This window comes from Mycobacterium sp. IDUB_36 (assembly GCF_055419225.1).
The window spans coordinates 3,592,664-3,608,122 of record NZ_JBVAXH010000001.1; the positions used below are offsets into that span (position 1 = coordinate 3,592,664).

Here is a 15,459-nt window from a genome sequence, read left to right on the forward strand (position 1 = left end):
CCGGTTGGCGAGGCTGCGGCTCTCGCGCCCGGTTCAGAACGACAACAACTTTCCGACAGACCGGGGGGAGCGCGATGACGGCTGCACCGTCGGATCGTCGAGCCATCATCACCGAGGCGTTGCGCAAGATCGACGACCTGACCGCGCGGCTGGAAATCGCCGAGCAGGGTGACACCGAGCCGATCGCGGTGATCGGTATCGGGTGCCGGCTGCCCGGTGGCGCTGACAGTCCCGACGCGTTCTGGCAGATGCTGCAGGACGGCGAGAGCGGCGTCGTGGAGGTTCCGGCGGACCGCTGGGACGCCGACGCGTTCTTCGCCGACGACCACTCCATTCCCGGGACGATCGTCAGCAAGCAGGGCGGTTTCCTCACCTCCTGGCAGCCGGACGAGTTCGACGCCGACTTCTTCGGGATCTCGCCGCGCGAGGCCGCGGCGATGGATCCCCAGCAGCGGCTGCTGCTCGAAGTCACCTGGGAGGCACTGGAAAACGCGGGCATCACCGCGCCGATGATCCGCGGCTCCCAAACCTCGGTCTTCGTCGGTATGACCACCCACGACTACGGGTTGTCGCTGTCCGGCCGGCTGCCACCCGAAGAGGTCGACCCGCACGTCCCGTTCGGCAACGCGGCGAACTTCGCGGCCGGCCGGTTGTCGTACTTCCTGGGTGCGCACGGACCGGCGGTGGTGCTGGACACCGCGTGCTCGTCCTCACTGGTGACCGTGCACCTGGCCTGCCAGAGTCTGCGGCGGCGTGAGAGCGACCAGGCGCTGGCGGCCGGTGTCAACCTGATGCTGAGCCCGGAGAACAGCGTGGCCACCTCGAGGTGGGGCATGCTGGCTCCCGACGGACGATGCAAGACGTTCGACGCCAGCGCCGACGGTTACGTCCGCAGCGAAGGCTGCGGCGTCGTGGTACTCAAACGGCTCAGTGACGCTGTGCGCGACGGTGATTCGGTGTTCGCGGTGGTTCGCGGGTCGGCGGTCAACCAGGACGGTCCCAGCAGCGGTCAGACCGTGCCGAGCGGTCCCGCCCAGCAGGCGGTGCTGCGGTCGGCGCTGAGCGCCTCCCGGCTGACCCCCTCGGACGTCGACTACATCGAAGCCCACGGCACCGGGACCGCACTCGGCGATCCGATCGAATTGGGCGCGCTGCACCAGGTTTTCGGCGAGCGCGACGGGTCGGCGCCGCTGGTGCTGGGGTCGGTCAAGACCAACGTCGGCCACCTGGAGTCGGCGGCCGGTATCGCCGGTTTCATCAAGACCGTGCTCACGGTCCAGCACGGTTACATCCCCCGGCACCTGCACTTCACCGAGTTGACGCCCAACGCGGTCGAGGGCGCGTCGGAGTTCACCATCGCCGCCGACGGAATGGACTGGCCGAAGGTGGGTCGTGCCCGCCGGGCCGGCGTCTCCTCGTTCGGGGTCAGTGGCACCAACGCGCACGTCGTGATCGAGCAGGCGCCCTTGGCGGAACCAGCGAAAAGCACTGCGCCGCAACCGGAACCGGCTGTCACCACGCTGGTGGTCTCGGGCAAGACCCCGGCCCGCGTCGCCTCCACGGCGGCGACGCTCGCCGACTGGATGATCGGAGCCGGCGCCGCGGTGCCGCTGGCCGACATCGCCCACACGCTCAACCACCACCGGACCCAGCACAAGAGTTTCGCCACCCTGGCCGTGCGTGAACGCGCCCACGCGGTCGCCGGTCTGCAGGCGCTGGCCGCCGACCAGTCGGCCATCGGCCTCGTCGCGCCGCACGAGGGATTGTGCAAGCCCGGAACGGTTTTCGTGTATTCCGGGCAGGGTTCGCAATGGCCCGGAATGGGCCGGCAGCTGCTGGCCGACGAGCCGGCATTCGCCGCGGCGGTCGAGGAGTTGGAGCCGCTGTTCCTCGAGCACATGCGGTTCTCGCTGGCGCAGGTGTTGACCGAGGGCCAGCGGGTGGCCGGTGACGCGCGCGTGCAGCCCGTGCTGATGGGTCTGCAACTGGCGTTGACCGCGCTGTGGCGCTCCTACGGTGTGGAACCCGATGCCGTGATCGGACATTCGATGGGGGAGGTGACCGCGGCCGTGGTGGCCGGGGCACTCACCCCGGAGGAAGGTCTGCGAGTGATCGGGATCCGGTCGCGGCTGATGTCGCGGCTGGCCGGTCAGGGCGCGGTGGGTCTGCTGGAGCTGGACGCCGAGACGGCCGAGACGTTTCTGGCCGACTATCCCGAGGTGAGTCTGGCGGGGTTCCTGTCGCCGCGCCAGACCGTGATCGCCGGCGAGGCGGCTCAGGTCGACGCGGCCATCGAAGCGGCCAGCGCGCAGGAGCGGTTCGCCCGACGCGTCAACATGGAAGTTGCCTCGCACACCTCGCTGATGGACCCGATCCTGTCCGAATTGCGTTCGGCGCTTGTCGATCTCGAGCCGAAGACACCTACCATCCCGTTCATTTCGACCGTCGCCGACCCGAACTCGGTACCGATCCTGGACGCCGACTACTGGGTGGACAACGTGCGCCAGCCGGTGAAGCTGCACCAGGCCGTCACGGTCGCCGCCGCGCAGCACGCCACCTTCGTCGAAGTCAGTCCGCACCCGTCGCTGACGCACGCGATCAGCGAGACGCTGGAGGCGGTGCACCACCACAGCGTCGGGACTTTGTCGCGCAAGGGCGATGACGCGGTGAGCTTCCACACCAACCTCAACGCGACGCACGTCATGCGGCCGCCGACCTCGGCCCACCCGCCCGAGCCGCACCCGGTGTTGCCGAGCGCGCCGTGGCACCACAGCAGGCACTGGATCGACGCCGACGAATTCGTGACCACCGCCGACTCGGCCCCGCAGCGCGGCACCCTGCTCGGACAGCACATTCCGGTCGCCGCGACACCGCCGACGCACCTGTGGCAGGCGCGGCTGACCTCCACCACCAAGCCGTATCCGGGCTCGCACCACAACAACGGTGTCGAGATCATCCCGATTTCGGTTCTGCTGCAGACGCTTTCACTTGCCGCTGACGAGTACGACGCGCCGGCGCTGTCCGACATCCGATTCGACTACCCGATCGTCGTCGGGGAACCGCGCGTCATCCAGGTGGTCGCCGACGGTGGCTCGGTCACCGTGTCGTCCAGCGCCGCGGGGCAGGGCGGCGCGTGGATCCGGCACGCCACCGCGCGCATCGCCCACGAAGGCGCCGCGGCCGGCCCGTCGGACGCGGTAGCCGCCCCGGGAGCTGCGGACGCCGACTTCACCGACGAGTCGGTGACCTCGCTGTGGCAGACCTGGGGCAGCGAGGGCCGGCCGTTCGGCTGGTCGATCGGTTCGGCCCACGCCAAAGCCGGCGAGCTGCACGCCGATGTCGAGCTGACCCAAGCCTCACCAGTTGCGTTGCTGGACGCCGCGATTCACATCGCTCGGTTGCTCGACAGCGACAACCCCCGGCTGATGGTGCCGGCCGCGGTCGCCGGCGTGCGGTTCGACGGTGAGCTCGCCGACCCGAGCGGCCGCGTCGAGGTACGCCGCCGTGGCGGCACCGACGAAGAGCTCGTCGTCGACATCGTGGCGACCGGCTCGGACGGCAACCCGTGCATCGAGGTGCGCGGACTGCGGTTCGCCGCGGTGGACTCGACCGCCACCGCCGGCCGCGGTGACGACCCCGCCGCGATGGTGCACGCCATCGACTGGCAACCGTTCACCCCCGACGAGAACCTCGACGGCCACACCGTCGGTGCGAGCACCCTCGCGGTGCTGGGCGACGACGACGTCGCCGGCGGGCTGCGCGACGGGCTGGCCCAGAGCGGTTACTCCGCGGCCGCCGTCGCCGACGCCCGCTACGTGCTGTACGTCGCCGAATCCCGTTCCGGTGAAAGCGATGTCGACGCCGCGGTGCGGATGTCGATGGAGCTGGTGGACCTGGTCCGCGGCCTTGCCGAGCGCGAGGAGAGTCACCCGGCCACGTTGTGGATCATCACCCGCGGTGTGCGCGAAGGCAGCTCGGACGCCGCCGTCACGCAGAGCCCGCTGTGGGGCACCGCCGGTGTGATCCGGGCCGAGCAGCCGCAGCTGTGGGGCGGCCTGGTCGACCTGCCGGACGACGCGTCGATCGGCTCGCTGGTGCCCGCGCTGGCCCCGCTGCTGCGCACCCCGGCCAAGTCGATCCTCTCGCTGCGCGACGGCGAGTTCAGCGCCCCCGGTCTGGCGACAGTCTCCGGTGCGCCGGTACGCGAGCCGCTGCGCTGCCGCCCGGACGCGGCCTACCTGATCACCGGTGGTCTGGGGGCGCTCGGTCTGCTGACCGCCGGCTGGCTCGCGGACCGCGGGGCCCGACGGGTGATCCTGGCCGGACGGACCGCACTGCCGCCGCGTCGCGACTGGGACAGCGACGGCAACGACGCCGCCACCCAGGGCAAGATCGACGCAGTCCGCGCGCTCGAAGCCCGCGGTGTGGCCGTCGAAGCCGTGGCACTCGACATCGGCTCGCTCGAGGCGATGCAGGCCCTGCTGGCCAAACGCGACGACGAGGGCGCGGTCCCGATTCGCGGTGTGGTCCACGGCGCCGGCATCACCGACGCCGAGCTGTTCACCGAGCTGGAGCAGACCCGGCTGCGGCGCACCGTCTGGCCGAAGATCGCCGGGGCGCAGGTGCTGCATCAGACCTTCCCGCCGGGCAGCCTCGACTTCCTGTTCCTGACGGCCGCGGCCGGCGCCGTGTTCGGCGTTCCCGGTCAGGGTGCCTACGCGGCGGCCAACGCCTACCTCGACGGCCTGGCCCAGGCACGCCACCGGCAGGGCTGCCACACCGTCAGCCAGGACTGGGTGGCGTGGCGCGGGCTCGGCTTCGGCGCCGAAGCGCAGATCGCGCTGCAGGAACTCGAGCGTCTCGGGTCCCGCGCGATCACCGCCGAGGAGGCCTTCGCCGCGTGGGAGCACCTGTCTCGTTACGACGTCGCGCAGGCTGTGATGGCGCCGATGGCTTCGAGTTCAGCCGCCGACGGATCAGATGCCGCCGAGCCGCACGCCGCGACTCCGGCCTGGTCGGAGATGCCGGCGGACGATGTCCGAGAGCAGCTGCAGACCGGGTTGCGGGCCATTCTGGCCCGCGAGCTGCACCTGGCCGAATCCGAGCTCGACCTCGACCGGCCGTTCGCCGAATACGGGCTGAACTCGGTGATGGCGATGTCGGTGCGCCGGGATACGGAATTGTTCGTCGGAATCGAGCTATCGGCGACCATGCTGTTCAACTACCCGACTATCGTTGCGCTCGCGGAGCACCTGGCGAAGAAGGTCTCGCCGCAGCCGGAATCCGACCGCGACATCGACATTCTGGACGATTCGGACGGCGGTGTGTTGAGTGAGCTGTTCGACAGCGTGGAGTCGGCACCAGCTGGCAGTGAAAGGGGCATCTGATGACGTCCTCGTATGACGAGGAAGCGCTACGGCACTGGCTGGCCGATTACCTTGTGACCACGGTCGGTTGCAGCCCGTACGACATCGACTTCGACGCCCCGATGAGCGACCTGGGCCTGGGCTCGCGTGACGCCCTGGTGCTCTCCGGCGAACTGTCCGAACTGCTCGGCCGCAAGATCTCGCCCGTCGAGTTCTGGCAGCACCCCACGATCGCCGACCTGGCCCGGTTCCTGACCGGCACCGAGTCGCTGGCCGCCGAGGCCGAGGTCGAGGCCAACCGGGGTCACCTCGACGAGCCGATCGCGGTGATCGGCCTGGGTTGCCGGCTGCCCGGCGGCATCTCCGGCCCCGACGAGTACTGGCAGTTCCTCTCCGAAGGTGGCAACGCCGTCACCGAGGTGCCGGCGGACCGTTGGGCGCCGTTCGACGACGGCACCCCGGAGGTCGCGGCGGCGCTGGCGACAACCACCCGCTACGGCGGTTACCTGGACAACCTCGACGCCTTCGACGCCGACTTCTTCGACATCTCCAGCCGCGAGGCCGCCAAGATGGACCCGCAGCAGCGCATGCTGCTCGAAGTCGCTTGGGAGGCACTGGAACACGCTGGTATTCCGCCGAGTTCGCTGCGCCGCTCGCAGACCGGTGTGTTCGCCGGGGCCTGCTACAACGACTACGGCGTCGTGGCTGCGCTGGACTTGCCCAACGTCGACGCGTGGAACAACTCCGGTGGCGCAATGAGCATCATCGCCAACCGGCTGTCCTACTTTCTCGACCTTCGAGGACCTTCGGTCACCGTGGACACCGCGTGTTCGTCGTCGATCGTGGCCCTGCACCTGGCTTGCCAGAGCCTGCGCATCGGCGACTCCGATGTGGCCCTCGCCGGCGGGGTGAACCTGATGCTGGCGCCCGCGGTGGTCCGCGCCTTCGATCAGACCGGTGCCTTGTCGCCCACCGGCGCCTGCCACGCGTTCGACGCCAGTGCCGACGGGTTCATCCGGGGTGAGGGCGCGGGCATGATCGTGCTCAAACGGCTGAGTGATGCTGTGCGAGACGGTGATCGGGTGCTGGCGGTAGTCCGAGGCACGGCGGTCAATCAGGACGGTCGGTCCAACGGTCTGCTGGCGCCCAACCCCGCCGCCCAGATGGCGGTGCTGCGCACGGCCTACGCGAACGCGGGCCTGCAACCGCAGGAGGTCGACTATGTCGAGGCGCACGGCACCGGAACGCCACTCGGCGACCCGATCGAGGCCCGCGCACTCGGCACCGTGCTCGGCCGCGGCCGAGCCGAAGACGCGCCGCTGCTGATCGGTACGGTCAAGACCAACATCGGCCACCTCGAAGGTGCCGCGGGGATCGCGGGTCTGATCAAGACTGTGCTCGCGGTGCACGCCGGAAGCATCCCGGCGAACCTGCACTTCGACGCCCCCAACCCGCACATTCCGTTCGATCAGCTGCGGCTGAAAGTTGTTGCCGAACAACAGGAATGGCCAGAGACCGGCCGGCCTCGCCGGGCCGGTGTCTCGTCGTTCGGGTTCGGTGGGACCAACGCGCACGCGGTGATCGAGCAAGCGCCCGCCGCGCTGCCGGTGATCCGCGAGGCCGATCCGGCGGTGACCACCCTGGTGCTGTCGGGCAAGTCGCCGGAACGGATCGCCTCGCAGGCCGCGTCGCTGGCGGCGTGGCTGCAGGGCGAGGGTGCCGACGTGCGGCTGGCCGACGCGGCGCACACGCTCAGCTACCACCGCGAGCGGCACGCCCAGTTCGCCACCGTGTGTGTCCGCGACCGCGAGCAGGCGATCGCCCATTTGCAGGCGCTGGCCGACGGCCGGACCGCCGAGGGTGTGGTGGGTCCGCACAACGGGCCGTGCAGCCCCGGAACGGTTTTCGTCTTCTCCGGGCAAGGCTCGCACTGGGCCGGCATGGGCCGGCAGTTGCTCGCCGACGAGCCGGTGTTCGCCGAAGCGATCGCCGAGTTGGATCCGATTTTCGTTGAGCAGGTTGGCTTTTCGCTGCAGAAGATCATCGCCGACGGCGACGCGATCAGTGGTGACGCGCAGGTTCAGCCGGTGCTGATGGGCCTGCAGTTGGCGCTGACCGAGCTGTGGCGTTCCTACGGTGTGCACCCGGACGCGGTGATCGGCCATTCGATGGGCGAGGTCACCGCGGCGGTGGTGGCCGGGGCGCTCAGCGTTGCCGACGGCCTGCGGGTGATCGCCATCCGGTCGAAGCTGATGTCCAAGCTGGCCGGTCAGGGTGCGGTGGCGCTGCTCAAGCTCGACCCCGAGGCAACCGAGGAGCTGCTCGGCGGATACGCCGAAGTCAGTGTGGCGGGCTATATTTCGCCGCGCGAGACGGTGGTCGCCGGACCGGTGGACCAGGTCGACGCGGTGATCGCGGCGGTGAGCGCACAGAACAAGTTCGCCCGCCGGGTCAACATGGAGGTGGCGTCACACACCGCGTTCATGGAGCCGATCCTGGGCGAATTGCGCACGGCGCTTTCGGATCTCAGCCCGGAGATCCCGACCATCCCGTTCTACTCGACGGTGCTGGAGGGCTTTCAGTCGCCGATGCTCGACGCCGACTACTGGGTGGCCAACGTGCGCCAGCCGGCGCTGCTCAGCCAGGCCGTGGCCGCGGCAGCCGAAGAACATGGCACCTTCATCGAGATCAGCGCGCACCCGATCCTGATGAATGCCGTCGGCGACACGCTTGATCCCGCCGAGCATCACCACAGCGTCGGAACGCTGTGGCGCGACGGCGACGACGCGGTCCGGTTCCACACCAACCTGAACACCGTTCACACCAGCCATCCGCCTCAGACGCCGCACCCGGTCGAACCGCACCCGGTGTTGCCGACCACGCCGTGGCATCACGACCGCTTCTGGCTCAACCCACGTGCGATCAAACCGTTCAGAAGCGTTGCCGACTCCCGCGGCGCCGTCCCGCAGTCCGACGGCCCGATCCCGTCGGAGTGGTACCTCGACCTGGCCTGGCCGGCCCGCCCGGTGGCCGCCACGTCGGCCGACGCCGACGCCTCGTGGCTGGTCATCACCGACTCCGGTCTGGGCGACGAGATCGGCCGCGTCCTCGACGACGAGTTCGCTGCGACCGTGGAGCCGACGTCGCTGCTGGCCGAGGGCGCCGACCCGTCGGCGATCACCGATGCCCTCGCCGGGGTGACCCATGTGCTGTACGCGCCACCGGTCACCGGCGGCCAGTTCGATTTCGCAGACGGCTACCAGCTGTTCAACGCCGCCCGACGGTTGACCGCCGCGATCGCCGAGATCGGGGTGCCGCCGAAGCTTTACCTGCTGACCCGCAACGCGCAGCCGGTCAGCGACGGCGACCGCGCCATCGCGTCGCAGGCGGTGCTGTGGGGCCTGGGCCGCACGCTGGCGCTGGAGCACCCCGAGTTCTGGGGCCGCGTCATCGACCTCGACGAGTCGGTGCCCGATGGTCTGGCCGCGTCCTACGTGGTCGACGAGTCGCAGGCCGACGACGACGAGGACCAGGTGGTCTACCGGGCCGGTCAACGTCGGGTTCCGCGGCTGCAGCAGGCCTACCCGCCGTCGAGTCCGCCCGCTGAATTGTCCTCTGAGCGTAGCTATCTGGTGATCGGTGCGACCGGAAACATCGGTCCGCACCTGATCCAGCAACTGGCCGACTCGGGTGCCGGCACCGTGGTCGCGGTCTCGCGCAACCCCGGTTCCAAACTCGACGAGCTGACGGCCCGGCTGGCGCCGTCCGGCACCACGCTGGTGACCGCTGCCGCCGATGCGGCCGACGAGTCCGCGTTGAGCGCGGTGTTCGACCGCTTCGGTGACGACCTGCCGCCGCTGGCCGGTATCTACGTCGCCGCGTTCGGTGGTGGTCCGATCACGCTGCTGGAGATGACCGAAGACGACGTGACGGCGATGTTCCGGCCGAAGCTCGACGTGGTCTCGGTGTTGCACCGGCTTTCGTTGCGGCACAACGTCGAGCAGTTCGTGCTGTTCTCCTCGATCTCCGGGCTGACCGGTTCACGCTGGCTGGCGCACTACACCGCGACCACCACGTTCCTGGACACCTTCGCGCTGGCCCGCCGGGCCGCCGGCCTGCCGGCCACCGCGATCAACTGGGGCCTGTGGAAGTCGTTGTCCGACGGCCAATCCGAGGAAGAGCGCCAGGTGACACTGGCCTCGGGTCTGGAGCCGATGGCCGACGATGTCGCGATCCAGGCGCTGCCGTTGCTCACCGGGCCGGGTGCCGCGTCGCGACCGACCGTTGTCGCCGCGGACTGGCCGTTGCTGGCCGTGGCCTACCGGACCCGGGCCGCACTGCGCATCGTCGACGATCTTCTCGACACCGGCGCCGGTGCCGGCGAAGCGGACGGCGCTGCCCGTAGCACCGAGTTCCGCGATGCGTTGCGGGACGCCGACCCATCGCGTCGCCGCGGCCTCCTGGTCGACCACGTCACCGCGCAGGTGGTCGGGGCGATGGGATTGGCGTCGGCGCAGTTGCTCGACCCGACCGCGGGCTTCTTCCAGTCCGGCATGGACTCGCTGATGAGCGTGACGCTGCAACGTGCCCTCTCGGAAAGCCTCGGCGAGACGCTGCCCGCGTCGGTGGTGTTCGACTACCCGACCGTCGAGGCGTTGTCGGAATACCTGGCCACCCTCCTTCCCGAGGTGGCCGAGGCCGCCGAGGACGACGGCGCCGACGACTACGACGACTTCAGCGATGACGAACTGCTCAAAGAGCTTTCGGAAAGGCTCGGTTGATCGGGATGAACGCACCGCCAGATCGTCGGGCGATCATCACCGAGGCGCTCCGCAAGATCGATGACCTGACTGCCCGGCTGGAGATCGCCGAGAAAGCCGACCTCGAACCGATTGCCGTGGTGGGCATGGCCTGCCGGTTGCCGGGTGGAGTCGACACCCCCGCCGACTACTGGGATCTCCTCGAGCAGGGTCGCAGCGGGGTGGTCCGGGTCCCGGCGGATCGCTGGGATGCCGATGCCTATTTCTCCGAAGACCACACCGTGCCGGGCACCATCTGCAACCGGGACGGTGGCTTCCTCACGTCCTGGCAGCCCGACCAGTTCGACGCCGAGTTCTTCGGCATCTCTCCGCGTGAAGCGGTGGCGATGGACCCGCAGCAGCGGCTGCTGCTCGAAGTCGCTTGGGAGGCACTGGAAAACGCCGGTGTCACGCCGAAGTCGGCCCGTAACAGCCAGACCGGTATCTATGTCGGGTTGACCACCTACGACTACGCACTGATGGCTGCCGACGGTCCGGCCCACGAGATGGACCCCTACATTCCGTTTGGCAGTGCTTCGAACTTCGCCGCCGGCCGGCTGTCGTATTTCCTCGGCGCGCACGGGCCGGCCGTGGTGGTCGACACCGCGTGCTCGTCGTCGCTGGTCGCAATTCACCTCGCCTGCCAGAGCCTGCGCCGCCGGGAGACCGATCAAGCACTGGCCGCCGGTACCAATCTGATTCTGACGCCGCACAACAGCTTCGCCTGCTCGCGATGGGGAATGCTGGCCCCGGACGGTCTGTGCAAGACCTTCGACGCCACCGCCAACGGGTATGTGCGCAGCGAGGGTTGCGGCGTGGTCGTACTCAAGCGGCTCAGCGACGCCGAGCGCGACGGCGACACCGTGCTGGCATTGGTGCGCGGATCGGCGGTCAACCAGGACGGCCCGAGCAGCGGGCAGACGGTGCCTAGCGGCCCGGCTCAGCAGGCGGTCATGCGTGCCGCCCTGGCGTCGGCGCGGTTGCAACCGTCGGAGATCGACTACATCGAGGCGCACGGCACCGGCACCGCGCTCGGCGACCCGATCGAACTCGACGCGCTGAGTGCGGTTTTCGGTCAGCGCGACGAGTCGGCTCCGCTGGTACTCGGTTCGGTCAAGACCAACCTGGGCCACCTGGAGAACTCCGCCGGCATCGCCGGCTTCATCAAGACCGTGCTGAGCATGAACCACGGCTTCATCCCGCCGCACCTGCACTTCACCGGCCTGACCCCGAACGCCGGCGCCGGCGCGTCGAAGTTCACCATCGCCGCCGACGGCATGCCGTGGCCCGAGGTCGGCCGGCCCCGCCGCGCGGGCGTCTCGTCGTTCGGCGTCAGCGGCACCAACGCCCACGTGGTGATCGAGCAGCCACCAGTCGTGGAAGCGGTTGGCGCGCAACCGGAGCCGGCGGTCAGCACGCTGGTGATCTCCGGCAAGACCCCGGCCCGCATCGCGCCGATCGCCGGGATGCTGGCCGACTGGATGTCGGGCGTGGGCGCGGACGCGCCGCTCGCCGACGTCGCGCACACCGTGAACAACTACCGCGGCCGCTACCGCAGCTTTGCCGCCGTCGCCGCGCGCAGCCACGAGCAGGCCGTCGCCGGTCTGCGGGCGCTGGCCGCCGGAGAGCCCGCGACCGGTGTCGTGGAGCCGACCGAGAAGCCGCACGGCTCGGGCACGGTGTTTCTGTATTCGGGTCAGGGTTCGCAGTGGGCGGGCATGGGCCGGCAGTTGTTGGCCGATGAGCCGGCGTTCGCTGCGGCGGTGGCTGAGCTGGAGCCGGATTTCGTTGCGCAGGTCGGCTTTTCGTTGCGCGAGGTGTTGCTGTCGGGTGAGCCGGTGGTCGGTATCGACCGGATTCAGCCGGTGCTGGTCGGTATGCAGTTGGCGTTGACGGCGTTGTGGCGGTCTTACGGTGTCGAGCCGGATGCGGTGATCGGTCACTCGATGGGTGAGGTGACTGCGGCGGTGGTGTCGGGTGCGTTGAGCCCGGCCGACGGGCTGAAAGTCATTGCGACGCGGTCGAAGTTGATGTCGCGGCTGTCCGGTCAGGGTGCGATGGCGCTGGTCGAGCTCGACGCGGCCGAGGCGGAAAAGTTGGTCGGGCAGTACCCGGACGTCACGGTGGCGGTGTACGCCGCGCCGCAGCAGACGGTGATCGCCGGGCCGCCCGAGCAGATCGACGCCGCGATCGCCGCGGTCGACGGCCAAGGCCTGCTGGCCCGCCGCGTCGAGGTGGATGTGGCCTCGCATCACCCGACCGTCGACCCGATCTTGGCCGAGCTCAAGGACGCGCTGGCCGACTTGAAGCCGCAGACGCCGCGAATCCCGTTGATCAGCACGGTCGGTGAGAGCGCCGCAACGCCGAAGTTCGACGCCGAGTACTGGGTGGTGAACCTGCGCAACCCGGTGCGGTTCAAGCAGGCCGTCACCACGGCGGCCGACACTCACACCACGTTCGTCGAGATCAGCCCGCACCCGCTGCTGACGCACGGCATCGGTGAGACGTTGGACGCGGTCTCCTCACGCGACCAGTTCGCCGTCACCGCGGCGATGAAGCGCGGCGACGACGAAACCCTGTCCGTCCACGAGCAACTCGCCACGATCGGCGTGACCGGTGAGCCGGGCGACGGCCGTCGTCGCGTCGAGATCCCGGCGTCGCCGTGGCTGCACGCCAGTTACTGGCAGGAAAAGAAGCCGACCGGCCGCACACCGGCCAACGTCCACCCGCTGTTGGGCGTCCACGTCGAGCTGCCGTCCGGTGACGAGCACGTGTGGCAGACCGACATCGACGTCGCGACGCTGCCGTGGCTGGCCGATCATTCCGTGCACGGCCAGGCGGTCCTCTCGGCGGCCGGCTTCGCCGAGATGGCCCTGGCCGCCGCCACCCAGGCGCTCGGCGAGGGCGCCGAGGTCAGTGCACTGACCATCGAACGACCGTTGGTCCTGGACGCCCAGACCCGCGTCACCACTCAGCTGTCGCTGGGCGCAACGGTGAATCGCGTTGAGATCCAAGCCCGTTCGGGCGCCGGCAAGTGGACGCGTCACGCCGTCGCCGACGTCGAGGTGACCCGACCGGTCGCTTCCGCCGTTCAGACCTCCGGATCGGGCAGCGAGATCACGCTGCCCGAGCACGTCTCCGACCACCCGGAGTACCGCATCCACCCGGTGCTGCTCGACGCGGCGCTGCAGCAATTGGCGGCCCTGGTCCCGTCCGAGGCCGAAGACGCGTCCTACCAAGCTGTTTCGGTGGCGGCGCTACGGGTGTTCGCCCCGATCCGCGGCCGGGCCCACGCGCATGTGGAATTGGCCGACGAGCGCGGCAGCGTCGTGTTCACCGACGCGGCGGGCACGGTGTTGGCCGAGCTGACCGGCATCGAGCTCGCGCCGGTCGACCTGGCCAGCGTGCCGTTGTCGCTGGAGCAGAAGATCTTCGATGCCGCCTGGGTGCAGAGCCCGGCGGCGCAGGGCGGCACCGTGCCGGACGGCACCTGGGTGGTGCTGGCCGAAAGTGGCCCCGACACCACCGCTCTCGCGGCGCAATTGACGGACAAACTCACCTCGGCGACCCGGCGCGCGGTCAGCGCGACGCTCGGCGACGAGTCGGCGGTGGCGGAGGTGTTCGCCAAGACCGCGGCCGACCCCAAGCCGGTCGGCATCATCGTGCTGCTGGCCGACCGCCCGTTCGACGGTGTCGACACCGAGGCCGCACTGCACCGGGCCCACGACCTGGTGGTGGATATCACGGCCGCGGCGCATGCGGCCGTCGACGCCTGGCCGAACGCCTCACCGAGGCTGTGGCTGGTCACCCGTGACGGACTGTCGGTCCACGACGACGAGCCGGGCGATCCGGCGATCGGCGCGCTGAAGGGCCTCATCCGCAACTGGCGGTTCCCGGGCGAGGCGGCCCGCGTGCTGGCCGGCGAACCAGACCTGGGCGCCACCCTGCTCGACGTGGGCAGCACCGACGTCGTGACGGCGCTGACCAACGAACTCGCCGCCTCGACCGGCGACGATGTGGTCGCCCTGCGCGAAGACGGCCGGCACGTCGAACGCCTGGTGCGCGCGACCCTGGACGCCGGACACGAAGCGGTGGTCCGCGCCGACGGCTCCTACATCATCACCGGTGGTCTGGGTGGCCTGGGCACCGTCGTCACCCGCTGGCTCGTGGAGCGCGGCGCGGGTCGCATCGTGCTCAACGGCCGCAGCGAACCCTCGGACGAACAACGCGAATACCTCGGCAACCTGGGCACCGATGTCGTGTTCGTGGCCGGCGACATCGCCGCCGCGGGCGTGGCGGAGCGCCTGGTGGCCGCGGCCGAAGAGACCGGGCACCCGCTGCGCGGGCTGGTCCATGGCGCCGGCGTGACCGGCGACGGCCTGGTGAGCGCGCTGACCCGGGAGGGTCTGGAGCGGGTCTGGGCGCCCAAGGTGGCCGGTGCCCTGCGGCTCAACGCGGCGACCGCCGACACCGAGATGGACTGGTGGGTCGGCTTCTCCTCGATGGCCACCATGCTGGGCCTGCCCGGCCAGCTGGCCTACACCACCGGTAACGCCTGGGTCGACGCGCTGATGACGTGGCGACGCGCGTCCGGCCGACCGGCCACCGCGATCAACTGGGGACAGTGGTCGGCCGTCGGTATGAGCAGCAAGCTGACCTACAGCGTGCTCGACCCGATCACTCCCGACGAGGGCACCGAGGCGCTGCAGCGGCTGGTCGGCGGTCCGCTGAGCAGGGTCGGCGTCGGCCGGCTGCGGCTCGACCGCGCGGTCGCCGCGACCCCTGAGTTCCGCGAACTCGACTACTTCGAGCGGATCGCCTCGGAATTCGAGGCGACCATCGCGGTCGTCGAACACCAGGCCGTCATCGAGGACGCCGCGGACGCGGTGGCCGAGGCGCCAGACTGGTCGACGCTGTCCACCGAGGACCGCCTCACCGAGCTGCAGACCCGTCTGCAGGCCATCCTTGGCCGCGAACTGCGGATGTCGCCGTCGTCGATCAAGCTCGACGCGCCGTTCCCCGAGCTGGGCCTGGACTCGATGATGGCCATGACCGTGCTCAAGGAGACCAAGAAGCTGGTCGGCCTGGACGTGTCGGCGAACATGCTGTTCAACCACCCGACCATCGCGTCGCTGGCCACCTACGTGGCCGGTCTGCTTGCACCGCCGGACGCGCCGGAGGAAGATACCGCCGAGCTGGCGGCCGACTCGGCGAGCAGCGTGTTGGATGAGCTGTTTGACAGCGTGGAGTCGGCTTCGGCCGGCAGTGAGAGCGGTCTTTTTTGATGGGAACCT

3 protein-coding genes are annotated in these 15,459 nt (G+C 69.7%); all 3 read left to right on the forward strand.

From position 1 onward, the window contains the following. Nucleotides 1-74 precede the first annotated feature (74 nt). The 3 genes from ACZYW1_RS17845 to ACZYW1_RS17855 are packed head-to-tail and all read left to right on the forward strand — an operon-like array spanning nucleotide 75 to nucleotide 15,450. Nucleotides 75-5,387 (forward strand): type I polyketide synthase, encoded by a 5,313-nt coding sequence (locus ACZYW1_RS17845; protein ID WP_463787505.1) that lies wholly within the window; start codon nucleotides 75-77, stop codon nucleotides 5,385-5,387. Then, complete coding sequence (locus ACZYW1_RS17850) at nucleotides 5,387-10,147, forward strand: SDR family NAD(P)-dependent oxidoreductase (RefSeq protein WP_463787506.1); 4,761 nt, start codon at nucleotides 5,387-5,389, stop codon at nucleotides 10,145-10,147. The genes ACZYW1_RS17845 and ACZYW1_RS17850 overlap by 1 nt, the downstream gene beginning before the upstream one ends. A gap of 5 nt (nucleotides 10,148-10,152) precedes the next feature. Beyond that, complete coding sequence (locus ACZYW1_RS17855; RefSeq protein WP_463787507.1) at nucleotides 10,153-15,450, forward strand: SDR family NAD(P)-dependent oxidoreductase; 5,298 nt, start codon at nucleotides 10,153-10,155, stop codon at nucleotides 15,448-15,450. Nucleotides 15,451-15,459: the final 9 nt, after the last annotated feature.

Excerpts from the sequence above, each read along its gene's own strand:
- ACZYW1_RS17845 (WP_463787505.1), top strand. The coding sequence starts at position 75 with ATGACGGCTGCACCGTCGGATCGTCGAGCCATCATCACCGAGGCGTTG.
- ACZYW1_RS17850 (WP_463787506.1), top strand. The coding sequence starts at position 5,387 with ATGACGTCCTCGTATGACGAGGAAGCGCTACGGCACTGGCTGGCCGAT.
- ACZYW1_RS17855 (WP_463787507.1), top strand. The coding sequence starts at position 10,153 with ATGAACGCACCGCCAGATCGTCGGGCGATCATCACCGAGGCGCTCCGC.